We start from the raw sequence: 25428 nt of genomic DNA, 5'->3' as shown, positions 1-25428 counted from the left end.
AAGCAGATTTTCTTTGACATTCGGCATCGATCCGCTATAATGGGTGGCAGGAAGAAAAGGGACAGAAAAAGGATCAGGCTGCACGGGATGGAGGGGCGGCGGGACGGAAAACGAGCGGACCGCACAGCGGAAATACCGTACGGCGCAGGATAAATGGAGGGAAGAATGCAGCGAATATTAATGGTGGAGGACGAGCCCAATATCCGTGAACTGGTGGCGTACAATCTGACCGCCAACGGTTTTGAGGCGCTGATGGCGGAGGACGGCCTGCAGGGCATGGAGATGGCGGTCTCGGAAAAACCGGACTTGATCCTGCTGGATATCATGCTGCCGGGCAAGAACGGATTTGATCTCTGCAGAGAACTGCGGCAGGCGGGAAACCGCACGCCGATCATCATGCTGACCGCAAAGAACGAAGAGATCGACAAGGTGCTGGGACTGGAGTTCGGCGCTGATGATTATATATCAAAGCCCTTTGGCATAAGGGAGCTCATCGCCCGGATCAAGGCGGTGCTGCGGCGCACAGGGGAGACGGCGGGCGCTGCGGCCGGTTCCCCTGCAGGCGGCGAAGATTCTGTGAACGGCGTGGGTAAGGCTGCTGTCTCCGGGGCTCAGAGGGAGCCTGCGAAACAGGATGCGGCGGGTCAGAAGCCGTCCGCCTCCCATGGTTCCCGCGGTCCATCCAGCGGCGGGATGGGAGCAGAGAACGGAGCCGCCGGCGGCGAAGCCCAGGGAATAGGCAGAACTGCCGCGGCAGCACTGCCCTCAGGCGAACGGCTGGTCAACGGAGATCTGGTCATCGACGTGGGCCGCCACGAAGTGACGGTGGGAGGCAGGAAAGTGGAGCTGACGCTGAAGGAATTCGATCTGCTGACCACGCTGGCGAGAAACAGGGGGCTGGTGTTTACGCGGGATCAGCTGCTGGATAAAGTGTGGGGCTTCGAGTACATCGGGGAGACCCGGACGGTGGACGTTCACGTGCGTTATCTGAGAAAGAAGCTTGGAGATCCGGAAAAGGACGGCGCCTACATTCAGACGGTCCGCGGGATCGGGTACAAGATGCCCTAGGGATCGCTGCCGGGAAAATACGGGGCTGAAAACAGAGTTGGCCGGGAAGGGCATATCGAGGCAAAGAAGCGATGAAACAGAAAATATTGACGCTGTCCATCTCTCTGATCCTGCTCAGCGTGGCGATCACCAGCTGGCTTTCAGTGCAGATGAATATGAACAGCCTGATGCAGCAGAAGGAATCGGAGCTGCAAAACTATTGCGAGCTTATCAATCGGGCAATCACGGAAGATCTGGATCACGGTCTCACCGTGGACTACGGCGATTATGCCGGCGAGTTTTCCGCGGAGATCGACCAGCGGGTCACCTTTGTGGCGCCTGACGGGAAGGTCATCGGCGATTCGCTTCTGAGGGGCAGTCTTGCGGACATGGAAAATCACGGGGAACGTGAGGAGATCCGCGGCGCCATAGAAAACGGAGTGGGCAGAAGCAGCCGGGCCAGCGCAACGATGGGAAATCAGTATCTGTATGTGGCGGCAGCGCTGATGGACCGGGGAGAGCTGATCTGCGTCACGCGGGTGGCCATGGAGATCGACCGGGTCCATCTCATCGGAGATTTTCTGGTGGAAGCGTCGCTGAAAGCGGCGGGGGCGGGGATCGTCATCGCGATTATCCTTTCTATCGTTTTCGCCGGCAGGATCACGCGGCCCATTCGGATCATCGTGGAGAGCGCGGAGAAGATGGCCCGGGGAGATTACCGGCAGCACATTGAGGTCAGGACCGGCGATGAACTGCAGGAGCTGGGAGAGACCATCAACGATATGTCGGGCAAGCTGGCGCTGGCGGTGGAGGAGATGGAGAAGGCGGAAAATATCCGCCGGGAGTTCGTGGCCAACGTGACCCACGAGCTGAAGACGCCGCTGACGTCCATATCGGGCTTTGTGGAGACTTTGCAGGACGGCGCGGACGAGAATCCCGAGATCCGCAGAAAATTTCTGGACATTATCGCGGTGGAGGCCGCCAGGCTGAAGCGTCTCATCAATGATATTCTGGTCATTTCCGACATAGAGAGCGGACGTGAGGTGAACGTGGACCGGGATGTGAACGTGCGGGAAGCGGTGGAGGAGATCGTTGATTTTCTTCAGCCGCAGATCGAGGCGAAGGGGATCAGCGTGAGCATGGAGTTCGCCTATGAGATCTATATCGGCGGCAGCCGGGACCGCTTTAAGCAGATGATGCTGAACCTCATCGAGAACGCGGTGAAGTATTCTGATGCGGGCGGCAGCGTGCGGATAAGAGTGTGGAAGGCGGAGAACCGCATTTGGCTGGAGGTGGCGGACGACGGCCAGGGTATTGCCCCGGAGGATCTGCCGCGGATCTTCGAGCGGTTTTACAGGGTGGATAAATCCCGGTCGCAGAAAGCCGGAGGAACAGGGCTGGGGCTTGCGATCGTCAAGCATATTGCAGGATTGTTCGGCGGCGAGGTCAAGGTGGAAAGCGCCCTGGGAGAGGGGACGGCCTTCACGGTGATCCTGCCGGAGTAAGAAGAGCGCAGGCCCATAAAAATATGGATACCATATGCATAACAGAAAAACGAGCGACAGCAGAACGCTGCGGGCTCGTTTTTTTGTGTGCGGGTTCCGGGGGAAGCCACGGCCCTCCGCTGGCGGCGCTTTCCGTGGACAGGGCTTGGGACCGTTGAAATTTCAGCAATAACCGTCTGCGGATCGCCGGACTTAACATGGATTTAACAATTGGCCCTGCCGGTCTAACACGCATTTAACAAAGGCGTTATTTGCCTTTAACATTGGTTTCGTAAGATAGGAACTGCAAAAGGGAAACACGAAAAATAGCAATGAGAAGAAAAAAGAAAAAAGAAAGAAGGAACTGAACATGGGCAGAAATTTGTTGAAGAAGACATGGATCGCCGGACTGGCTCTGGCGCTGATCGCAGGTGCGGCACTGACCGGATGCGGCAATGGAACGGACGGCGGCAACGGGGGAGACGGCGGAGATGCTTTGTCCGGGACTGTGGTGATCGCGGGATCCACATCCGTACAGCCGCTTTCAGAGGAATTGGCGGAGGCCTTTTCCGATGTAAACGGCGATATTACGGTGGAGGTACAGGGCGGCGGCTCCGGTCAGGGAATCAAATCCATCGAAGATAAGATCGCAGATCTGGGCGCCCTGTCCAGGGAAGTGAAGGAAGAGGAAAAAGCGCTGATCGCGGCGGAAACGGTGATCGCGAAAGACGGCGTGGCAGTGGTCGTCAATCCGGACTGCGGCGTGAGTGATCTGACCCTTGAACAGATCCGGAAGATCTATACCGGAGAGATCACAAACTGGAGCGAAGTGGGCGGCAATGACGCACCGATCGTTGTGGTCACCAGAGAAGAGGGTTCCGGCACCCGGGGCGCGTTCACAGAGATCACTAAAGTCCTGTCCAAGGATGAGGCTGGAAACGAGATCGATGGGACGACCACAAACGCCATCGTGCAGGGATCCACAGGAGCGGTGAAGCAGACCGTGGCTTCCACCCCGGACTCCATCGGCTATATCTCGCTGGGAGCTCTCGACGATACCGTGAAGGCGCTGAACGTGGAAGGCGTGGCTCCGTCCAACGACACGGTCCTCTCCGGAGATTACAAGATTTCCAGACCGTTCATCTATGTGTCCGGCGAAGAAGTCAGCCCTGCGGCGCAGGCGTTCCTTGACTTCGTGCTGAGCGACGAAGGACAGGCGATCGTAGCGCAGGAATTTATCCCCGTCAATTAAAGACAGGGACGGTCCGCTGAGCGGGCCGTCAGGTATACGGCAGCAACCTCCTCATTGAGACGATACAATACGGCGAAGGCCAGGGGGACAGGGGCCCGGGAGACCGGGCCTCTGTCCTCGGCAAGCCAGCCGGGACGGATCAGGCCAGATCAGCCGGTTCGGGGCCGGGCCTGCGCAGCGAGAGAGAATCTGATCAGATAAGAGAAAAATAGAGCGCTGAGAGAGAAATAAGATGAAGACTTACGAGAAAGTAATCGAAAAAATGATATTGCTGTGCGCCGTGGCGGCCACGCTGTCTGTGGCACTGATCACGGTGTTCATTTTTCAGTCGGGGCTGCCGGTGATGGCAGACTACGGAGTGTTCGACTTCATTGCGGGGACTACGTGGAAACCGACAAACGGGCAGTACGGTATTTTTCCGCTGATCGCGGGAACGCTGTCGGTCACGCTGGGCGCTCTGGCCATCGGGATCCCCACAGGCATCGCCTGCGCGGTGTTTCTTGCGGAGATCCTGCCGCCGAAGCCTGCGAGGCTGTTTAAATCTGCCATCGAACTGCTGGCGGGCATCCCGTCGGTGGTCTATGGATTTTTCGGACTGGTGGTCCTGGTGCCGGCCATCCGAAATTATATATTGCCGGTCTTTCAGATATTTGATCCGGACATCACCACCACCGGATTCAGTATTCTGGCCGGCGCTGTTATTCTTGCCATCATGATCCTGCCCACCATCGTGAGCATGTCGGAAAACGCCATTGCGGCGGTGCCGGCGGAATATAAAGAAGCGTCGCTGGCTCTGGGAGCCAACAAGAGGGAGACCATCACCAAGGTCCTGATCCCGGCCGCAAAATCGGGAATTATTTCTTCCGTGATCCTGGGTATGGGAAGAGCCATCGGCGAGACTATGGCCGTTCTGCTCATCACAGGAAATATGGCCGTGATCCCGGGTAGCGTTCTGGATTCCGTGGCTACCCTCACGGGTACCATCGCCATGGAAATGTCCTACGCGTCGCCTACGCACCAGCAGGCGCTGTTCGCGGTGGGCATCGTGCTCTTTGTGATCATCATGCTGCTGAATCTGACCGCGCAGCTGACGGTAAAACGGCTTGGAGGTGAGGGGAAGTGAGCGGGGTAAACACAGACCGTCTCAAGAGAAAAAAATCAGCCGCCAACGGGGTGTTTTACGGAGTGATCGGTCTGCTGGCAGCGCTGACGCTGGCCTGTCTGATCATCATTATCGGATTTATACTGGTCAGGGGGCTGGGAAATATCAACTGGGAGTTCCTGTCTCAGGAACCCAGACGCATGGGCAGAGAGGGCGGGATCTTTTCCGTCATCGTGGGCACCATCTGGGTGACGCTGGTCTCCATCGTCATCGCTACGCCTATCGGCATTGCATCGGCCATTTATTTTACAGAGTACTCAAAGGAAGGCCGGCTGGTAAAGATCATCCGCTTCTTCACCGAAGTGCTGGCGGGAATTCCTTCTATTATATTTGGTCTGTTCGGCTTCGCGTTTTTCGTGGTGTTTCTGGGCATGGGCTGGTCCGTGATCTCCGGAGGGCTGACGCTCTCTATGATGATCCTGCCCACTCTGACCCGGGCCACAGAGGAATCGCTGAAGACAGTGCCTATGAGCTATCGGGAAGGCAGTCTTTCGCTGGGAGCCACGAAATGGCAGACCATCGTCAAGGTAGTCCTGCCCTGCTGCCGCCCGGGGATCCTCACCGGACTGATCCTGGGCATCGGCAGAGCCATCGGCGAGACGGCGGCGATCATGCTCACCGTGGGCGGATCCCTCCGGCTGCCGTCCTCCCTGTTTGATTCCACGCGGACCATGGCGGTGCATCTGTACATGCTGGCCTCCGAAGGATTGTCGGAAGAAAAGACCTACGCCACGGCGGCGCTGCTGATCATCATCGTGCTGATCATCAATACGGCGGCGAACCTGATCGGCAAAAAACTGGGAACCCTGTAGGCTGATCCGGAGGGGACCGGAAAGAGAGAAAAGAGAGCAGGAGAAAGAGAAGGAATAGGAAATGGAACAGACAGTAAAATTGGCTATGCCGGAAAGATCTCAGGAACAGGCGGCGCGGAAGGCCGCGGAGGAGAAGGCCGGTATGGAAAAAAAGTTTGATATAAAGAAGCTGAACCTGTTTTACGGGGCGTTTCAGGCTCTGATCGACGTGGATATGGAGATCTACGCCAACCGTGTGACGGCGCTCATCGGGCCTTCGGGCTGTGGAAAATCCACATTTCTTCGGACGCTGAACCGGATGAACGATCTGATCGAGGGCATCCGCATCGAGGGGAGCATCCAGTTCGACGGCCAGGAGATCTACGACAGGTCCTACGACCTTATCACATTGAGGAAGAAAGTGGGAATGGTGTTTCAGAAGCCCAATCCCTTTCCCAAGTCCATCTATGAAAATATCGTCTACGGTCCCCGCATCCATGGGGAAAAGGACAAGACGAAGCTGGACGCAATCGTGGAGCGCACGTTGAAAGAAGTGGCCCTGTGGGACGAGGTGAAAGACAGGCTGGACCGCTCGGCGACAGGTCTCTCAGGAGGACAGCAGCAGAGACTGTGCATTGCAAGATGCCTGGCGGTGGAGCCCGAGGTGGTTCTCATGGATGAACCGACCTCGGCGCTGGATCCGGTGGCTACGTCAAAAATAGAAGGACTGCTGGAGCAGTTGTCAGAGAAATATACCATCGTTATCGTCACCCACAATATGCAGCAGGCGGGCCGGGTATCCGACTACACGTCTTTCTTCCTGTCCGGAAAGGTGATCGAGACAGATCTGACGGAAAAGATATTTTCTAATCCTTCCAATAAAAAAACGGAGGATTACATTACAGGGAGATTCGGCTGATAAGGGAGGTTTGAACCATGGCAGCAAGAGCGCAAATGGAACACAATATGTCCGCTATTACAGGGGACCTGCTGGAGATGACGTCGCTGGTCGAGGAGACCATCTACAGCGCTGTCCGTTCGCTGAAAGAAAAGGACGGCGAACTTGCCCGGGCGATCATCGACGGGGACGAGAAAATAGACGATATTGAAGACGCCATCGCAGACAAAACGTTAAAATTTCTGGCTACGCAGCAGCCGCTGGCAGGGGATCTGCGCATGTGCATCTCTATTCTGCAGCTGATCCGCGATCTGGAACGGATCGGCGATCACTGTGAAGACATTGCAAAGTACACGCTCCGTCTGGAGAATGAAACATATATGAAGGAACTGATCGACATTCCGCGCATGGCGGATATGGCGGCAAAGATGGTAAAAAACGCCATCGACGCCTTTGTCAACCGCGATCTTCGTCTGGCGCGCAAGGTCTGGATCGCAGACGAAGAGGTTGACGAGCTGTTCCGCAGCGTCCACGAGGAGCTGCTGGGAATGATCGGGGAGGATGAGAGAAAAAACCGGCAGAGCGTCATGTTTCTGTTCATCGCCTCCCATCTGGAGCGGATCGCCGATTACGCTACGAATATCTGTGAGGAAACGGTGTTCGCCATCGAGGGGATCGTCGATATGGAAAAGGAGCGTTCTCAGAACGCTCAGGGCGGCGTCCCCGATCCTGCGGCGAAACAGAGCGGGGCAGATAAATAAAAGGACCCGCAATATATTGAAACAGCTTATTTCTTCTCTTAACAGAGCCCCCGTCAGGCAGACAAGATCTCCTGAACGGGGGCTGCTCTTATTTTATGATCGCAGCCGCGGCACGGGTTATAGGCGGGCTGATCAGGGGACGTGAAACAGGGGAGATCGGGCCGCGGTCGAACGGATAAAAGAATAATCACAGATTTTTATAAAAGAGCTTGCATAATTATTCATGCGGTAGTATAATCATCATTGTACCGAAAAAGAACGGTATGAAAATCGATGTTGAGGGGGTACTACTTATGATTAAGATCAACAATCTGAAAAAGAAATTCGGCGACCTTGAGGTTCTGAAGGGAATCGACGAGGAGATCAGAGATAACGAGGTAGTCTGCGTGATCGGACCGTCAGGCTCCGGAAAGAGTACGTTCCTGAGATGTCTTAATCTGCTGGATCCTCCCACGGAGGGTTCCGTGGCCGTAAACGGCAAAGAAGTAAGTCTCAAAGAGATCAACGCCACAAGACAGCACATGGGCATGGTGTTTCAGAATTTTAATCTGTTTCCGCACATGACCGTGCTGGAAAACGTGGCGATCGGCCCCATGCGGGTCAAGAATATGAAGGAAGCGGAGGCGAAAAAACTGTCGCTGGAGCTGCTGAACAGAGTGGGCGTGGCCGACAAGGCGGAGTCCTATCCCGGAGCGCTTTCGGGAGGTCAGAAACAGCGGGTAGCCATCGCCAGAGCGCTGGCTATGAATCCCGACGTAATGCTTTTCGACGAGCCGACCTCGGCGCTGGACCCGGAGATGGTGGGCGAGGTGCTGGACGTGATGAAGGGATTGGCCCACGGCGGCATGACTATGGTCATCGTGACTCACGAGATGGGATTTGCCAGGGAAGTGGCGGACCGCGTCCTGTTCATGGACGGCGGTTCCATCGTGGAAGAGGGCACGCCGGAACAGATATTCAACCATCCCCAGCATGAGAGAACCAAGAGCTTTCTGAGCAAGGTGATCGCGTAAGATCACGGCCCCTGGAAAAATGCGTATACGCGTTTCCGCGGATGAATGGAAGCCAATGAAATAGGAGCTGCTGCTTTTGGGAAAAGGAGAAGCGGCCCGTGACGATGTCATTGAATTGGAAAAATGACATCTGACCGGGGCCGCTTCTTTTTGCGCTGCGGTCCGCAGGGGGTCCGGCCGGAAATTTCTCAGAGACGGGCCTATTTAAAACGAAAGATAGAGGAGTCACGGGGCGGAGTTTATGATATAATAGCCGCAGAGCGGCTATTATCGATTCTGTGCGCGGCGGACGCCATGCGCGGATCATCCCACGACGGCCTGCGGCCGGTCATGGGATAATAGCCGCAGAGCGGCTATTATATTGATTCTGTGCGCGGCGGATGCCATGCGCGGATTATCCCACGACGGCCTGCGGCCGGTCATGGGAGGATGGCCGCAGGGAAGGAACGATTGCGACATAAGCTGCATTGCGCCGGCAGCGCCCTGCGGGCAGCCTGAATGATGCGTGGGTATGAGAGGAGGAATTTTACGCTTTTTTAAAATAATTTTCGTGTTTTATTTGAAATCTTGAGGAATATCTGGTACTATTAAGTGGAAAAACGCTAATTATTTCTTAAAAAACGAATATTGAACGATAAAATGATATATAATGTTCGTAAAATGGAGGAGAATCATGGTACGAAGAGTTTTTGTGGAGAAAAAAAGCGGTTTCGATGTGGAGGGTCAGAAGCTTTTGACGGACCTGAGGACCAACCTGCACCTCTCCCAGCTGGAAGGGGTACGCGTCATAAACAGATATGATGTGGAGGGAATAGACGACGCTACGTATGAGTCTGCCAAGCATGCTGTTTTTTCCGAGCCTGCCATTGACATGGTGTGCGAGGAGGAACTTGCCCTGAATGCGGACTCATTTTCTTTTGCCTGCGAATATCTTCCGGGGCAGTACGATCAGAGGGCGGATTCCGCGGCACAGTGTATTCAGATGCTGAACACGCAGGCCAAGGTGACGGTCCGTTCCTCGAAGGTCTACGTGCTCAGCGGCGGTCTGACGGATGAAGAGAAAGCGGCGGTCAAGGACTATTGCATCAATCCGGTGGACAGCCGGGAAGCGGACTGGGACAAGCCGGAGACCCTGGCCATGGATTCTCAGGTCCCTCCGGCGGTGGAAGTGCTGGCGGATTTTAAAAACTGGTCTGATGAAAAGCTGGAAAGATACCGCAGAGAACAGGGCTTTGCCATGAGCAGCGACGACATTCTCTTCGTGCGGGCTTATTTCGCCAAAGAGGACCGGGATCCCACCATCACCGAGCTTCGCGTGATCGACACCTACTGGTCCGATCACTGCCGCCACACGACGTTCAATACACGGATCAGGGAGATCCGCTACGGCGAGGGCCCTTACGGCCGTCTGATCAAATCCGCTTATGAGGATTATCTGGAACTGAGAAAAGATGTGTACGGCCAGCGGGAGAAGGATATCTGCCTGATGGATATGGCGGTGATCGGCGCGAAATATCTGAAAAAGCACGGCTTTGCAGATGATCTGGACGAATCGGAGGAGATCAACGCCTGCAGCATCAAAGTGAAGGCGAAGATCGACGGACGCGAGGAAGACTGGCTGGTGATGTTCAAAAACGAGACGCACAACCACCCCACTGAGATCGAGCCCTTCGGCGGCGCGGCCACCTGTCTGGGCGGGGCCATCCGCGATCCGCTGTCCGGCCGCGTTTACGTGTATCAGGCCATGCGGGTGACGGGAAGCGCGGATCCCAGAGTCAGGATCGAAGATACGCTGTCCGGAAAGCTGCCCCAGAGAAAGATCACCAAGGGCGCGGCGGACGGCTACAGCTCCTATGGAAACCAGATCGGTCTGGCCACCGGGCTGGTCCGGGAAGTGTATCATCCCGGCTATGTGGCCAAGCGCATGGAGGTAGGCGCGGTGATCGGCGCAGCTCCGGCGGACCATGTGCGCAGAGAACGTCCGGTACCCGGCGACGTCATCGTATTGGCCGGAGGGCGCACGGGCAGAGACGGCTGCGGCGGGGCCACAGGGTCGTCAAAGGAGCACACGGAGGAATCTATCCTCAACTGCGGAGCGGAGGTCCAGAAGGGCAATCCGCCGGTGGAGAGAAATATACAGAGACTGTTTCGCAGAAAAGAAGCTTCCACGCTGATCAAGCGCTGCAACGATTTCGGCGCGGGCGGCGTGTCCGTGGCCATCGGCGAGCTGGCTGACAGCATCGACGTCAATCTGGATCTGGTGACGAAGAAATACGAGGGTCTGGACGGCACGGAGCTGGCTATCTCCGAATCTCAGGAGAGAATGGCCGCCGTGGTGGCCAGGGAAGACGCGGATCGGTTCATCGCTCTGGCCAACGAAGAAAATCTGGAGGCCACGGTGGTGGCCCAGGTCACCGATACAGGGTACTTTCGCATGTTCTGGAGGGGAGAGAGGATCCTCTGCCTTTCCAGAGATTTTCTGAATACCAACGGAGCGAAGCAGGATACGGCGGTGTCGGTACCCGCCGGCTGGGAGCCGATCTTCCAGGTCCCCCAGGTGGGTCCGGCAGGGAGTTCGGACGATCTGAACGCCTTTGTGCGGCGGTCGGTGCAGGATCTGAACTGCTGCAGCCAGAAGGGGCTGATCGAACAGTTCGACAGCACCATCGGCGCAGGCACGGTGCTCATGCCGCTGGGAGGAAAGAATCAGCTGACTCCGGCGGCGGGCATGGCGGCCAAGCTGCCGGTCACAGAGGGCAGCACGGACACAGCGACGCTGATGTCCTTCGGCTTTGATCCGGCCATCGCATCGAAGAGCCCTTACCACAGCGCGCTGTACGCCGTGATAGATTCGGCCACGAAGATCACGGCCATGGGAGGCGATTACTCCAAAGCCCGGCTGACCTTTCAGGAATACTTTGAACGGCTGAATAAGGAGCCGGAGCGGTGGGGCAAGCCTTTCGCCGCGCTGCTGGGAGCGCTGAGGGTGCAGAAGGAACTGTCGATCCCCGCTATCGGAGGGAAGGACAGCATGTCCGGTACTTTCATGGACATTCACGTTCCGCCTACGCTGGTCTCCTTCGCCGTAGGCGTTGCGGAAGCCGGCGGCATCATCTCGGCGGAGCTGAAAAAAGCTGGCAGCAGGCTGATCTATTTCAGCAATACGCGGGATGAAAATGAAGTCATCGATTTCAAAGGCTACAGAACGAATATGAAGGCGGTGCAGAAGCTCATGGCTGCGGGAAAGGTCCTGGCGGCGGATACGGTGAGTCAGGGCGGTCTGCCGGCCACGGTCCTGCGCATGGCTGCGGGAAACGGCATCGGTGCGAAGCTGTACGGCATCCGGGCGGAGAACCTGATCCCGGCCTACGGCGACCTGCTGCTTGAGGTAGAGGCGGATACGGACCTGACGGGTGTGGAAGGACAGTTCGCCGTCATTGGAGAGACCGCCGGCGATCAGAGGATCGAGATCGGATTCATCCGTGAGACCGGCGGGGACGCCGCGGCGGAGGAGCTTTATATCTTTGATCTTGAGGAGCTGATCAGAGCCTGGAGGACGCCGCTGGAGGGAGTGTTCCCCAGCGTGGCCGCGGAGGACAGGAACGCGGAGCCTGCGCCGCAGATCGCATATACAAGCAGAAATGAAAAGCGCCCGGCGGTGAAGCTGGCCAGGCCCAGGGTGCTGATCCCGGCCTTCCCGGGGACCAACTGCGAGATGGATTCCAAGCGGGCTTTTGAGAGAGCGGGAGCGGAGGCGTCCATTCAGATGATCCTGAACCGGACGGAGGAAGATCTGAACAGTTCCATTCACCGTCTGGCAAAGAGCATCAGAGAGAGCCAGATCATCATGATACCGGGAGGCTTTTCCGGCGGAGACGAGCCGGACGGCTCGGCCAAGTTTATCACTGCCATCTTCCGGAATCAGCAGATTCGGGAGGCTGTGGAGGATTTCCTTGAGAACAGAGACGGTCTGATGCTGGGGATCTGCAACGGATTCCAGGCGCTCATCAAGCTGGGTCTGGTGCCTTACGGAAAGATCGTGGAGCCGGGGGAGGACAGTCCCACGCTGACCTACAATCGGGTAGGCCGTCACGTGTCCTGCCTGATCCGTACCAGGATCGCCTCGGTAAAATCGCCCTGGCTGGCCAATGTGCACACGGGCGACATCCATACCGTTCCCATCTCCCACGGAGAGGGGCGCTTCATCGCCAGCGAGAGTCTGGTGGATGAACTGATCAAAAACGGGCAGATCGCAACCCAGTATGTGGATGATCAGGGATGCGCCACCATGGACCCCAGATTCAATCCCAACGGCAGTGTGGCCGCAGTCTGCGGCATCACTTCGCCCGACGGCAGGATCTTCGGAAAGATGGGCCATTCCGAGCGGATCGGAAAGGATCTGTACAGAAACGTGGAGGGCGGCAAGGATCAGAAGATCTTTGAGGCCGGCGTGGATTATTTCAGATAGAAAAAAGCGGCGAAGCCGCGGGCAGGACGCCGCGGCTTCGCCGATGCAGAGGATAAACGGCAGGGGACCGGAAAGGCCGCCTGAGTGAAAATTTATGGAATAGAGAGGAGCGGCGCATGAAAGTTGGTATTGTCATGGGCAGTAAGTCGGATTACGGCACTGTCGAAAAAGCGGAGAAGATTCTGAAGGATTTTGGCGTGGAGTACGAGACAAGGATCATATCCGCGCACAGAACGCCCAGAGCGGCGGAGCGGTTTGCTTCCGGGGCGGAGGAAAACGGCATTGAGGTGATCATCGCTGCGGCGGGCAAAGCGGCCCATCTGGGCGGCGTTTTGGCTGCCTTTACGCCGGTGCCGGTCATCGGTCTGCCCGTCAAGTCTTCCACAATGGACGGACTGGATTCTCTGCTGTCCATCGTTCAGATGCCCAAGGGCATTCCGGTGGCCACGGTGGCGATCGACGGAGCGGAGAACGCGGGATTGCTGGCGGTGCAGATGTTGTCCATCAAATATCCGGAACTGCGGAATAAGATGAAGGCTTATAAGGCAAAAATGGAAGAGGATATCATGGCTCTGGACGCAGAATTCAACGGCGGTAAGCAGTAGATACAGCAGGCAGATCGAAAGTATGATCGAGCAGGACGGACTGGGCGCCGCGTTCAGACAGCGCGGCGCAGCGGAAGGCGAAAAGGAAAGGGATCCCCGCGGACATGCGGGGGAAAGCGGACCGCGGGCAGGACTGCGGCACAGCATGAAAGGGAGGAATGAAACATGCAGAAACTGGAGCAATTGTACGAGGGAAAGGCGAAGAAAGTATTTAAGACCGATGATCCGAAACTTTACATTGTAGACTATAAAGACGACGCAACGGCGTTCAACGGAGAGAAGAAAGGAACCATCGCCGACAAGGGCGTGGTCAACAATATCATGTCCGACATTATCTTTGAGATGCTGGAAAAGAAGGGCATTCCCACTCATTTCGTGGAAAAGCTCAGCGACAGAGAAACGCTGGTCAAAGCTGTAAAGATCCTGCCGCTGGAGGTGATCATCCGCAATGTGGCAGCTGGTTCCTTCTCCAAGAGATACGGCGTGGAGGAGGGAAGAGCTCTGGCCCACACGGTGCTTGAGTTCTCGCTGAAGGACGACGCCCTGGGCGATCCCCTGATCAACGACGATCACATTCTGGCTCTGGAGCTGGCTACGGAAGAACAGCTGGCTACGGTCAGGAAGTACGCTTACGCGGTAAACGACGCGCTGAAAGAATTTTTCCTGGAAAGAGATCTGAAGCTCATCGACTTTAAGATCGAGTTCGGTCTCTGCGACGGTGAAGTGATCCTGGCCGACGAGATCTCTCCGGATACCTGCCGGCTGTGGGACGTTCACACCAATGAAAAGATGGACAAGGACCGTTTCAGAAGAGATCTGGGCAACGTGGAGGAGACCTATCAGAACGTTCTGAAGAGAATGGAAAAATAGGATAGATAATGGAGGATTGAAATGGAAGAAAAGCTCACTTATAAGGACGCCGGCGTCGATACAAAAGAAGGGGAGCGGGCGGTAGGACTCATGAAAGATCACGTGAGAAAGACCTTCACCCCCAACGTGCTGACAGGGCTGGGCAGCTTTGGAAGCCTGTTCAGGCTGGATGTGGCGGATATGAAGGAACCGGTGCTGGTGGCCGGAACCGACGGCGTGGGGACGAAGCTCAAGGTAGCCTTTCTCATGGACCGCCACGACACGGTGGGTCAGGACTGCGTGGCCATGTGCGTCAACGACGTTCTCTGCCAGGGGGCAAAGCCGCTGTTTTTCCTGGACTATATTGCTACGGCAAAGGTGGGGGCGGAGAAGATCGCCGACATCGTAAAGGGAGTGGCGGACGGCTGTGTGCTCGGCGAGTGTTCGCTGGTGGGAGGCGAGACGGCGGAGATGCCGGGCTTCTACAGCGAGGGAGAGTACGACATGGCCGGTTTTGCAGTGGGCGTTGTTGATAAAGAGAAGATCATCGACGGGTCCAAGATCAAAAAAGGCGACGTGGTAGTGGGCATTCCGTCCTCCGGATTCCACAGCAACGGTTTTTCGCTGGTCCGCAAGGTGTTCTTTGAGAAGATGAAGCTGGATGTGCTGGACTATATCGACGAGCTGGGAGAAACGCTGGGCGACGCGCTGCTGCGGCCCACGCGGATCTACACGGCGGCCTGCAACGCGGCCTGGAAGGCTGCCGAGATCAAGGGCATCGTCCATATTACCGGAGGCGGTTTCTTTGAGAATATTCCCCGGATCCTGCCCAAGGGGCTGGGCGTGGAGATCCACAGATCTTCCTGGAAAGCGCCTGCGCTGTTCGACTACATTCAGAAATGCGGCAATATTGACGAGCGCGACATGTTTGCCACGTTCAATATGGGCATGGGTCTCATGATGTTCGTGGATGAGAAGGAAAGTCCGGCGTTGATCGCAGCTCTTGAGGAGGCCGGCGAGAAGCCGTCTGTGATCGGCAGAGTGACAGAAGGCGAGGGCGTGACCCTATGCTGAGGATATCGGTGCTGGTCTCGGGCGGCGGGACAAACCTGCAGGCTGTCATCGACGGCGTGGAGGGGGGAGAGATCCCCTGCGCCCGGATCGTGCGGATCATCGCCAGCAACAGCCGGGCCTATTCCCTGGAGCGGGCGAAGAAGCACGGTATACCAGCCGCGGTGATCGGAAAAGAAAACTACCCCGATCCGGAGGCCCGCGCCCGGGAGATCCTCAGAGAACTGGATTCGGCCCAGACCGATCTGGTGGTGCTGGCCGGATATATGAGCATCCTGTCTCCGGACATCATCAGGGCCTACGAAGGCAGGATCATCAACATCCATCCGTCGCTCATTCCCAAATACTGCGGCATGGGCTTTTACGGAAAGCGCGTCCATGAGGCGGTGCTGGCCGGCGGTGAGAAGGAGAGCGGCGCCACGGTCCATTATGTGGACGAGGGCGTGGACTCCGGTCCCATCATCCTGCAGGGCAGGGTGCCTGTTCTGGCAGAGGATACGGCGGATACGCTGGCGGCCAGGGTACTTGAGACGGAACACCGGATCCTGGTGCAGTCCATCCGTTATCTGGCGGAAAAGAAAATGGAAAATGAGCGTTAGAAGCCGCTGAACTTCAGGCTTGCCGGAGGAGCGGAAGACAGATCGGCTGGTATGAGCGCAAAATAGAATGTGACTAATTTAAGGAGGGAAAAGTGGGCGGATTATTCGGCGCGGTTTCAAGGGACGACTGTATCGTAGATTTATTTTTTGGAACGGATTATCACTCTCATCTGGGAACGAAGAGGGGCGGCCTGTGTGTGTACGACGGGTACGGCGGGTTCAACCGTTCCATTCACAACATAGAGAATTCTCCCTTCCGGACGAAGTTTGAAAACGAGATCGGAAATATGGTGGGAAAGATGGGGATCGGCTCCATCAGCGACGGGGAACCTCAGCCGCTGAACGTATTCAGCCGTCAGGGACATTTCGCCATCGGCACGGTGGGACGCATCAACAACAAGGAACAGCTGGTACAGGAGCTGATCCGCACGGGATGTCACCAGTTCATGGCCATGAGCAGCGGGGAGATCAACAACACCGAGCTGGCTGCGGCGCTGATCTCATCAGGACGGGATCTGGTAGACGGGATCCGCTACGCGCAGGATAAGGTGGAGGGTTCCCTCACCATGCTGGTGCTGACGCCCAAGGGGCTTTACGCCGCCAGAGATAAATTCGGCAGAACGCCCATGATCATCGGAGAAAAAGAGGGCAGCATCTGCGCCGCTTCGGAATCCTTCTCCTTTATCAATCTGGGATATCAGACGGCGAAGGAGCTGGGACCCGGAGAAGTGGTGTTTGTGACGGAGTCGGGCTATGAGACCGTCCAGGAGCCCCGGGAGGAAATGCATATATGTACGTTCCTCTGGACCTATTTCGGGTACGTGACTACCACGTACGAAGGACAGAATGTGGAACAGGTGCGCTACCGCAACGGCGCGGGACTGGCCAGGGCCGATATAGCCGACAACGGCGGCGTGCCGCTGGATGTGGACTACGTGGCCGGCGTGCCGGACAGCGGCACGGCCCACGCGCTGGGCTATGCGGCGGAATCGAAGATCCCCTATTCGCGCCCGCTGATCAAATACACGCCCACCTGGCCCCGCAGCTTCATGCCGCCCAATCAGACGGGACGGGAGCTCATCGCAAAAATGAAGCTGGTTCCGGTGCGGCAGATCATCGAGAACAAAAAGTTCGTGCTGGTGGACGACTCCATCGTCCGTGGAACGCAGCTCTCGGGAACGGCGCAGTTCCTGAAAGAGAACAATGCGAAAGAGATCCACGTTCGGTCGGCCTGCCCGCCTATCATGTATCCCTGCAAGTACCTGAACTTCTCACGCTCCGTATCGGACAGAGAACTCATCTCACGCAGAGTCATAGAAGAGCTGGAAGGCAGCGTGCCTGACGAGGCGACGCTGGCGAGATATGCGGACGAGGATTCGAAGGAAAACGCCCGTATGGTGGAAGAGATCCAGAAGAAGCTGGATTTTGACGATCTGCGCTTCCACAAGTTATCCGGCATGAAAGAGGCGGTGGGCATCAGCCCATGCAAGCTCTGTACCTATTGCTGGGACGGGCGGGGATAGAAGCTGACGGCGGAGTAGACGGAGGACGACAGAATGAAAATATTGATAGTTGGAAACGGCGGACGGGAACACGCCATCGCCTGGAAGCTGGCCCAGAGTCCCAGGGTGGAGAAACTTTGGTGCGCGCCGGGAAACGCCGGCATCGCCCAGGTGGCTGAGTGCGTGAAGATCGGAGCGGAGGACATCGAGGCCCTCTGCGCCTTCGCCGCTGAGAAAGAAGTGGATATGGCGGTCATCGGACCGGAGGTGCCCCTTGCCATGGGCGTTGTGGATGAGATAGAGAAACGGGGCATCCGCGCCTTCGGACCCAACAAAAAGTGCGCTCAGCTTGAGGCCAGCAAGGCCTTTACCAAGGCGTTCCTGGACCGCCATCAAATTCCCACAGCGGGATATAAAGAGTTCACAGACAAAGAAGAACTGAAAAAAGCGGTGGGGATGTACGGCTATCCCATGGTTCTCAAAGCGGACGGACTGGCCTCAGGCAAAGGGGTAGTCATCGCTGAAAACGAGGCGGAAGCCCTGAAGGCCGTGGAGGAGATGATGGGAGACAGAGTCTTCGGCACGGCGGGCGACAAGGTGGTGGTGGAGGAGTTCCTCACGGGCATCGAGGCGTCCATGCTCTGCTTCGTGGACCAGCATACCATCGTACCCATGGAATCCGCTCAGGACTACAAGCGGATCTTCGACGGGGACAAAGGACCCAACACCGGCGGCATGGGCAGTTATTCCCCCAGTCTGGTCTTTACACGGGAATTGGAAGAACAGATACGGGAAAGCATTCTGGAGCCTACGCTGAAAGGGTTTCAGGAGGATGGACTGGACTTCAGAGGCGTGCTGTTCATCGGTCTGATGATCGGTGAGGACGGGCCGAAAGTCATCGAGTTCAACAACCGCTTCGGCGATCCGGAGACACAGTCCGTGCTGGCGCGGCTGGACAGCGATCTGACGGATATATTCGAAGCGGTCATCGACAATCGTCTGAGCGATCAGGAGATCCGGTGGAGCGACAGACGGGCGGTCAGCGTAGTGCTGGCATCCGCGGGCTATCCGGCCAGTTCTGACAAGGGCCGTGTGATCAGCGGTCTGGATCAGGTGGACAGCGATGTGATCGTATTCCACGCGGGGACGGCCTTTGCCGGAGCGGAAGACGGGTGCGGGGAGCCTGCGGTGGTCACCAACGGCGGCCGGGTGCTGGCTGTAACGGCTACCGGAGCCACCCACGACGAGGCCAGGGAAAAGGCTTTTGCCAATGTGGAGCGCATTCATTTCCAGGGCATGCAGTATCGAAAGGACATCGGCACCATCGTGAAAAGGTAGCGTAAGAAGACCGGCGGTCCGGCCACCGGCGGCTGAAGACGCGGGAAATACAGAACGAGCAGAACAAATCAAACGAACAGGAGAAACATATGTTACTGAGCGGAAAAGACGTGGCCGCCCGGCTGAAGCAGCAGATCGCCGAACAGGCAGAAGCCAGAAGCCGGGCAGGGCGCAGGCCCTGTCTCGCCATCCTTCGGGTTGGAGAAAACGGGCCGGACGTGGCCTATGAAGAGAGGGTGCGCAAAAACGGTATAGAGCTGGGGATCGACGTGAAGACGCTGGCTTACCCGGCGGATATACAGGAGGAGGCCCTGCTTTCCGAGGTAGAAAAGGTGAATGAAGATGACAGCGTGGACGGCATGCTGATCTTCAGACCGCTCCCGGGGCAGATCGACGAGGACCAGATCGCCCGGGCGGTAAAACCTGAAAAGGACGCCGACTGCATGAATCCCATTCAGCTGCAGAGGCTTCTGACGGGAGACGCTTCCGCCATCGCCCCCTGTACGCCGGAGGCGGTGATCGCCATTTTGAAGCATTATGAGATCCCCATAGAGGGGAAACGAGTGGCGGTGGTCAACCGGAGCCTGGTGCTGGGCAAGCCGCTGGCTCTGCTGTTTTTACAGGAAAACGCCACCGTTACCATCTGTCATTCAAAGACCAGAGATCTGGCGGAGGTTCTGCATCAGGCGGACATTGTGGTCACAGGCATAGGAAAAGGGCGTTTCTTTGGCGCCGAGTACTTCAATGAGAACGCCGTAGTGATCGACGTCGGCATCAATTTTCTGGACGGCAGGATGTGCGGGGACGTGGATCTTGAGACGGTCAGGGACAAAGTGGCCGCCATCACCCCGGTTCCCGGCGGCGTGGGCGCGGTGACTTCCACGATTTTGCTGAAGCATATCCTGTAGGCAGATGAGCGGTGACCGGAAAGACGGATCGATGCGAAAGAAATAAAGCGTCCGCTAAGTCCGACCCAGTGAAATAGACGTGCTGCAGAGCGATCTGCAGCACGTCCTTCTTTTTCCGGACGCATGCAGGCCGGGACCGGAGCTCTTCTGCATTACAGTATAGATCTCATCATGAAAAACAGCGGAGGATACAAAAAAATATTTTTTGGGACTTGCACAGATCAAGTTTTGTGTTATAATGAAAAGGTAGCAGTTTTGGGGAATTAGCTCAGCTGGGAGAGCGCCTGGTTCGCAATCAGGAGGTCAGGGGTTCGATCCCCCTATTCTCCACCAAAAATGTTGAAAAACAGCCGTTTTCAGGGAATTGAAAAGGGCTGTTTTTTTAATTAATTTTGAATTTTCCACAGCTTTCATACATCGGTATTCGCCTTGGTGAGAAAGGAGTTTTTCACCGTCTTACGTTTGTGATTATCACCGATGTGGGTATACTGTCGGGCTAAGTTTGATTTTTTGAAATGGATCTTTACCACTTGCTTAGGGTAGTCGTATCTTATTGCGTCTATATTACATTCGCGTTATGCTGGCAGAAGAGTGTGGAGGCGTTACCATGATACCAGATTACTTTGATCGGGATGAGCTGAAGAAAATTATACTGGATCGCTACAGTGGAGTTTGTTTTTCGGAGTATCCCTTTTTTATGAAGGAATGACCGCCTATGAATTTGAGATAGAGAGAGCCGCATATATCGAATACTGCCTAAAACATAGCGATGAATGGCGGAAAGAGTACCTGCCGTTGTGGAAACAGCGCGGAGAAGAACACTAGAGAAAGGATTGCTGAATGACAGTTTCGTATGATATGGTAAAGGATTTCATAGAGTATGTCATCGTCGGAGAGACTGGCTGGGAAGGCTTGCGAAAAGATTCACCGGAAACAGCCAATATGGCCTACCAGAAGTATCTCGACATGCAGCAGAAAGACGAAAATGGGTTTGAAGTGAGAATGTAATAAGCGTTAACCGAGCGCGTCAGAAATGGCGCGCTTTTGTTCTGCCTGATCGCATGCGCGCATAATCACAGCACGAACGATCCGAATTTAGTTGGCCTGCTGTGCGGTGGCAGCTGCAAATAGTAGCGCCAGAAAAAGCCAAAGCACGAAAAACTTCACTATCCGCAGGTAAGAAAGGATTTGACATAGGAACCGCGGCGCTTGGAGGCGCTTTGTTTGGCGGAGTTGGTCTTATTGCGGGCAGTATTAACGCAGAGAAAGTTCTTATAACGTGTCTGAAATGTGGTCATCAATTTTGGGCTGGGAAATAGCATGATAATTAACCCAAATAATCCGATAAATTAAGATGCTCCCTTTTGGGCGGTCAAGTGTAATATAAAAAGCTTGTTGCCGAGAAGGGGGCGTTTTAGCGTTAAACCGGCTGTTATTCTGTATTACTTTGTTTCCTGCAATGGGGCCGCGGAGGGCAAGTCTTCTCCCGCCGTCCCTTTTATCCTTTACAATGAAAGAGAGGACGGAGAGAGCCGTCGAATATCATTGTGGAGGAAGTGATGGAATGAAAGAATACGGTTACGCCCGTGTTTCGGGAAAAGACCAGAACCTTGACCGCCAGATCGACGCTATGCTGAAGGCGGGTATCAAGCGCCGGCAGATATACATGGAGAAGAAAAGCGGGAAAGACTTTCAGCGTCCCGCCTACAGACGTCTGATGAAGCGTCTGCGGTCCGGCGATCTGCTGGTGATCAAATCGATCGACCGGCTGGGACGCAACTATGATGAGATCATAGAGCAATGGCGGATACTGACCAAGGAACGCGGCGTGGATATACGGGTGCTGGACATGCCCCTGCTGGACACCACTCACGCTAAGGATCTGCTGGGTACCTTCATTGCGGATCTGGTGCTGCAGGTGCTTTCCTACTGCGCGCACGCAGAGCGGGAGAGCATCCGCCAGCGGCAGGCGGAGGGGATCGCAGCCGCCAGGGCGCGGGGCGTTCAGTTTGGCCGTCGGAAGAAAGAGCTGCCTCCGGATTTTCCGGAGCTTTACACTGCGTGGAGACGGGGAGATATGACCGGCGCCGAAATTGCCGCCCGGTGCGATATGGCGCTGGGGGTCTTATACCGCAAGCTGCGGGAGGGAGGCGTACAGGTACAGACAGCGCCGCGGCCCAGGAGGTAGGGCGGCGAGGGGGCGGCGTTCACTGCCGCCCCCGAAGAGACCCTGGTCTTTTGCACGAAGAGCGAAGGCGCTGGCAACGGCTGACCTTAAGGCAGAACAGGCCGTTCAGAGAGCGCAGCGTCTGGAAACGGCACCGGAAGGACAGGAAGGCGCCGGACAGGGGACCGGTTCCCAGCAGACGCAGCAGGAAATGAATGGCGGCTGGGGGGACCACTGCTGCCAGACTGCGTAAAGAGTCACGTTGCCCGCCGGCATGGAAAAAATATCTCCCGGCCGGTATACTGTTCCGCTGCCGCTGGAATCGAGGGACCACCCCGAAAACCGGTAGCCCGCCCGCCGCAGGCCGCCCGAATTATCCAACACGGTCACTGAGTCGTTCTCCTCGTAAGGATTTCCGGGATCAACGGGGGCCGTGCCGCCGTCGGCGCCGTTTTCACGGTAGGTGACAGTGTAAGTCCTGGGAGGAAGGGGCGTCCACTGAGCGGTGAGCGTTACATCCTCTGCGGGCATGAAGAATGTCTCTCCCGGATAATAGATGCGGCTGTCGGCGGAGGAGAGCCAGCCGGCGAAGCTGAAGCCGTCTCTGTACAGCCCGCCGGTATTTTTCAGGACCGTCACCGTGAGGTTTTCTTCGTAGGGGTTTTCCGTATCCTCCGGGGCCGTCCCGCCGTCGGCTTCGCCTCCGTCGTAAGTGACTTGGTATTCGGGTACATCGATGACGCTGAGATCTGCGGGGATATTGATTCTGTGAGAACTGTCGGCGCTGAGGGTGATCACTTCCCCCGTCCGCGGACCGGTGCGCAGAGCAGTAAGCGTGCCTGCGCCGCTTTGCACCGCGTGGATCCCCTGCCCGCCGGCGTCGGCGGATACAGAGCCCGTACCGGAGGAGATAGTCCAGCTGTAATTTCTGTAGTCACTCATGTTTTTGCCGCCGTTGTAGGGAATCTGGTATACTTCGTCGAAATACTCCACGCGGGAATAATTCTCGATGATCTGGGAACTGCTTTCTGCGGAGATCGCTCCGCCGGAGATCACCGCACCGAAAAATCCCGTATCCTCCTGCCCATAGGCGTAGGTGAAGCCTTCGAGGATGCCGTCTTGCACTGTGATGTCTCCGTCCGAGAAGACACCGTCCCGGGTTCCCGTTCCGGTGACGCGCCCCGCTGCTATGGCAATACCTCCGTTGTACGCGTACACGCCGTAGCTTCTGGGCACCTGGGAGGAGGCGATGCCGGTGAGCAGGCCTCCGTTTTCCACCAGGATGCCGCTGTTTCCTGCGCTTCCCGCGCTGCGGATACCGTATTCGCCCCCGGACGCTGTGAGCGTACCGTTGTTTACCCTGTAGCCGTAGACCATGATGATCCCGGCGTAGGAGCCGGCGCCTGCTTCAGCGGTGACCACTCCGCCGGGGTTTACAGTTATGCCAGCTCTGTCGCCCTGGATGCCGTGAGCCACCTTCAGCGTATTTCCCCCGGTACCGGTGAGCGTGCCGTCCACCACAGTAGGACCGCCCAGATATACGCCCACGCAGGCGGCGCCTGTGACACTGCAGCCCGGTCCGATGCTCATGGCGGCATCGGAGTTGTGGCCGGCGTCGCAGAACACGCCGTAAGAATTGTAAGACTCCGGCGCTCCCCTGCCGTCGATGAGGCCGCCGTCTGATACGGAAATGCTGAAACCGCTGTAGACGCCGTATTTGCCGGCGCCCAGCACAGTGGGATTTGAGCCTGTAAAGGATCCGTACAGGGAACTGCCGCCGGTAACGGAAAGACGGCTGCTCAAAATGTTGACGGCGTTGAGCCCGTCGGTAGATCCGGCAGCGCGGACGGTGGCCCCGCCGGTAATGGTCACGTCTCCGTTTACCCGGATACCGGATATGCGGCTGTATTCCGTCACGTCCTGATTGTTCGCGACGATCTCGCCGGGGCCTATGATCGTCAGTGAACCGGATGGGACCGATATTTTTTTTGCGTTCACCGCACTGGAATTATGAAGGGTTATGAACGCTGCTGAGGCAGAAGGCGCCGAGATCTGCGTCTCAGGGCCGATGGTGTCGGCTGAGATGGTGTTTCCGCCGTCCAGAGAATAGTAACCGTCATCATATATGATCAGGGAATCACCCATTGTAAGCACGCCCGTGATGGGCGCGGCGTAAGGTTGATCAGCCATGTGTTTCACTCCTTTTCTGACGTACCTGCCGCAGATCTTTGAAGCGGGCTGATATCCGCATGGCTGCGGAACGGAAGGCAGGATCGCCCCGGGCCGCGTATTCCCGGCAGGTACTCGGTACAGTGTATGAAAAAGGCGTGAGCGCGGTGCGCCGCTGCGTTCTGTGGACTGTGCTGCCGCTGTTTTTCGCTCATTCTGTATACCGGATATGCGAAATGGAATTCTGAAATACTGAGAGAAATAGTTTTCCGCTGTGATTTATGGTAAACTGAAAAAAGAAAAACAGCAGGGGGGAAAGAGAGTTGAAGAGAAAAACGATGGCAGGGATGGCGCTGGCGCTGGCGATGCTGACAGTGCTGGCAGCGCTGGCCGGGTGCGGCGCCGGCGAGCCCAGGACGTTTACGTTTGAAGCGCTTTCACAGGAAGAATTTTCGAAAGACGCGGGAGTGCTGGACGGCACTTCGCACATACTGGGACTGGCGGACGATTTTACCGGGGAGGGGGCGGCGCTGATCCAGGGACAGCTGCTGACGCGGTTTGGTGAACCGCTCTACCTGACAAAAGATCTGGAAAATGCCTACGAGTATATAGTGGAGGCCACGGATGATAAGGGAAATCAGCTGATCCTAAGCGTATACTGCGGACCCACAGGTCCTGCGGTGGGCGGCCACAGCTCGGCGCCGGGCATAGAGCAGGCGGCGGAGGCGCTTAAAAAATACATCGAGGAGGCGGAGCCCTCTGATTTTGATTACTTTGGATATTATCTGGACACAGCTTCAAAAATCGAGCAGGGGGTCTCAGGCGGACGCGCCTACTTTGAGGAGACGCTGATGACTGAAGCGGAGTTCATGCAGGCGCTGGAGGAACTGCAGAGCGTTGGAGGCGCGGAAGGCGGAGCGGGCAGTGCAGACGGGGCGGCGGATGCCGGCGGAGGATATGGAGCCGGCGGGCAGCTGTAGGAGGGAGAACGGGGCTGGGCTCACCGGGGTCGGGCGACCAGACATTTAAAAGTGCGCCGGACTTTTGGCGTAGATATCGAATACGGAGGGGGAATTTCGCGGAGATCTCCATATGGCGGGACCCGCCGCTTCAGAGCTGGTGACGGTGGGGGCCGGGCTGATCGGTATGGAGGCCCTCATGGAGGATGTGGAAAATGCCATTTATCCTCATCCATCTATATCGGAGGCGATCCGGGAGGCGTGCATGGCCGCCCTTGGCCGCGGGGTCCATATGTAGCATAGCAGATAGGCAGGCCAGGCGGAAGGCGAAACCGCCTGGCTGATTTTATTATGCAATGCGAATCAGCAGTTGATTGAAAATGTG

At 56.7% G+C, this 25428-nt stretch carries 21 protein-coding genes and 1 tRNA gene; 21 read left to right on the top strand and 1 reads right to left on the bottom strand.

Translation table 11 applies throughout. The features are described 5' to 3' along the window. The first annotated feature begins 165 nt into the window (after positions 1-165). The 19 genes from E0E37_RS18975 to E0E37_RS01425 all read left to right on the top strand — a co-directional run bounded on the left by E0E37_RS18975 (position 166) and on the right by E0E37_RS01425 (position 21936). A complete protein-coding gene (locus E0E37_RS18975) occupies positions 166-1068 on the top strand; it encodes a response regulator transcription factor (protein WP_165445149.1) in 903 nt (300 codons plus the stop codon). 71 nt (positions 1069-1139) lie between these two features. Next, complete coding sequence (locus E0E37_RS01505; RefSeq protein WP_130861206.1) at positions 1140-2552, top strand: sensor histidine kinase; 1413 nt, start codon at positions 1140-1142, stop codon at positions 2550-2552. Positions 2553-2901: 349 nt separating this feature from the next. Next, positions 2902-3783 (top strand): phosphate ABC transporter substrate-binding protein, encoded by an 882-nt coding sequence (locus tag E0E37_RS01500; RefSeq protein ID WP_130861205.1) that lies wholly within the window; start codon positions 2902-2904, stop codon positions 3781-3783. 232 nt (positions 3784-4015) lie between these two features. Continuing rightward, positions 4016-4906, top strand: a complete 891-nt coding sequence (gene pstC / locus E0E37_RS01495) for a phosphate ABC transporter permease subunit PstC (protein ID WP_130861204.1) — start codon at positions 4016-4018, stop codon at positions 4904-4906. Further along, the gene (gene pstA / locus E0E37_RS01490) at positions 4903-5757 is read left to right on the top strand and encodes a phosphate ABC transporter permease PstA (RefSeq protein ID WP_246019599.1); all 855 of its coding nucleotides are present in this window, start codon (positions 4903-4905) and stop codon (positions 5755-5757) included. Before pstC ends, pstA begins: the two co-directional genes overlap by 4 nt. A gap of 142 nt (positions 5758-5899) precedes the next feature. Further along, positions 5900-6655: a phosphate ABC transporter ATP-binding protein PstB gene (gene pstB / locus E0E37_RS01485; protein ID WP_216858907.1), complete on the top strand. Its 756-nt coding sequence runs from the start codon at positions 5900-5902 to the stop codon at positions 6653-6655. A 17-nt stretch (positions 6656-6672) separates the two neighbouring features. Next, positions 6673-7395: a phosphate signaling complex protein PhoU gene (phoU, locus tag E0E37_RS01480; protein WP_207302902.1), complete on the top strand. Its 723-nt coding sequence runs from the start codon at positions 6673-6675 to the stop codon at positions 7393-7395. 293 nt (positions 7396-7688) lie between these two features. Further along, positions 7689-8408 (top strand): amino acid ABC transporter ATP-binding protein, encoded by a 720-nt coding sequence (locus E0E37_RS01475; protein WP_130861203.1) that lies wholly within the window; start codon positions 7689-7691, stop codon positions 8406-8408. Between the two features lie 673 nt (positions 8409-9081). Further along, positions 9082-12876, top strand: coding sequence for a phosphoribosylformylglycinamidine synthase (locus E0E37_RS01470; RefSeq protein ID WP_130861202.1), 3795 nt, complete (start codon positions 9082-9084; stop codon positions 12874-12876). Positions 12877-12992: 116 nt separating this feature from the next. Then, positions 12993-13481 carry a 5-(carboxyamino)imidazole ribonucleotide mutase gene (purE, locus tag E0E37_RS01465; protein WP_130861201.1) on the top strand — a complete coding sequence of 163 codons (489 nt, stop codon included), beginning with the start codon at positions 12993-12995 and terminating at the stop codon, positions 13479-13481. A gap of 165 nt (positions 13482-13646) precedes the next feature. Then, entirely contained in the window at positions 13647-14351 is a 705-nt protein-coding gene (purC, locus tag E0E37_RS01460; RefSeq protein WP_130861200.1) for a phosphoribosylaminoimidazolesuccinocarboxamide synthase, read from the top strand. A gap of 21 nt (positions 14352-14372) precedes the next feature. Then, positions 14373-15404 carry a phosphoribosylformylglycinamidine cyclo-ligase gene (gene purM, locus E0E37_RS01455; protein ID WP_130861199.1) on the top strand — a complete coding sequence of 344 codons (1032 nt, stop codon included), beginning with the start codon at positions 14373-14375 and terminating at the stop codon, positions 15402-15404. After that, a complete protein-coding gene (gene purN, locus E0E37_RS01450; RefSeq protein ID WP_130861198.1) occupies positions 15398-16000 on the top strand; it encodes a phosphoribosylglycinamide formyltransferase in 603 nt (200 codons plus the stop codon). The genes purM and purN overlap by 7 nt, the downstream gene beginning before the upstream one ends. Before the next feature lie 92 nt (positions 16001-16092). Continuing rightward, entirely contained in the window at positions 16093-17523 is a 1431-nt protein-coding gene (locus tag E0E37_RS01445; RefSeq protein ID WP_130861197.1) for an amidophosphoribosyltransferase, read from the top strand. Positions 17524-17556: 33 nt separating this feature from the next. Continuing rightward, on the top strand, positions 17557-18840 hold the full coding sequence (gene purD, locus E0E37_RS01440; RefSeq protein WP_130861196.1) for a phosphoribosylamine--glycine ligase: 1284 nt from the start codon (positions 17557-17559) through the stop codon (positions 18838-18840). 89 nt (positions 18841-18929) lie between these two features. Then, positions 18930-19748 carry a bifunctional 5,10-methylenetetrahydrofolate dehydrogenase/5,10-methenyltetrahydrofolate cyclohydrolase gene (locus tag E0E37_RS01435; RefSeq protein ID WP_130861195.1) on the top strand — a complete coding sequence of 273 codons (819 nt, stop codon included), beginning with the start codon at positions 18930-18932 and terminating at the stop codon, positions 19746-19748. Positions 19749-20005: 257 nt separating this feature from the next. Beyond that, positions 20006-20081 (top strand) — tRNA-Ala (locus E0E37_RS01430). A gap of 507 nt (positions 20082-20588) precedes the next feature. Next, positions 20589-20756, top strand: a complete 168-nt coding sequence (locus tag E0E37_RS18465) for a hypothetical protein (RefSeq protein WP_165445148.1) — start codon at positions 20589-20591, stop codon at positions 20754-20756. A 556-nt stretch (positions 20757-21312) separates the two neighbouring features. Further along, the gene (locus E0E37_RS01425) at positions 21313-21936 is read left to right on the top strand and encodes a recombinase family protein (protein ID WP_130861194.1); all 624 of its coding nucleotides are present in this window, start codon (positions 21313-21315) and stop codon (positions 21934-21936) included. Between the two features lie 105 nt (positions 21937-22041). Here the strand turns inward: E0E37_RS01425 and E0E37_RS01420 are convergent, their stop codons facing one another. Beyond that, complete coding sequence (locus tag E0E37_RS01420) at positions 22042-24105, bottom strand: InlB B-repeat-containing protein (protein WP_130861193.1); 2064 nt, start codon at positions 24103-24105, stop codon at positions 22042-22044. Between the two features lie 302 nt (positions 24106-24407). Between E0E37_RS01420 and E0E37_RS01415 the strand changes: the two genes are divergently transcribed. Further along, on the top strand, positions 24408-25064 hold the full coding sequence (locus E0E37_RS01415) for a hypothetical protein (RefSeq protein WP_130861192.1): 657 nt from the start codon (positions 24408-24410) through the stop codon (positions 25062-25064). 112 nt (positions 25065-25176) lie between these two features. Next, entirely contained in the window at positions 25177-25341 is a 165-nt protein-coding gene (locus tag E0E37_RS01410; protein ID WP_130861191.1) for a hypothetical protein, read from the top strand. Positions 25342-25428 lie beyond the last annotated feature (87 nt).

This window comes from Bacilliculturomica massiliensis (genome assembly GCF_900605495.1).
Taxonomy (GTDB): Bacteria; Bacillota; Clostridia; order Peptostreptococcales; family Anaerovoracaceae; genus Bacilliculturomica; species Bacilliculturomica massiliensis.
The sequence above is the reverse complement of the archived record's forward strand: the minus strand, read 5'-3'. Positions and strand labels throughout refer to the sequence as shown.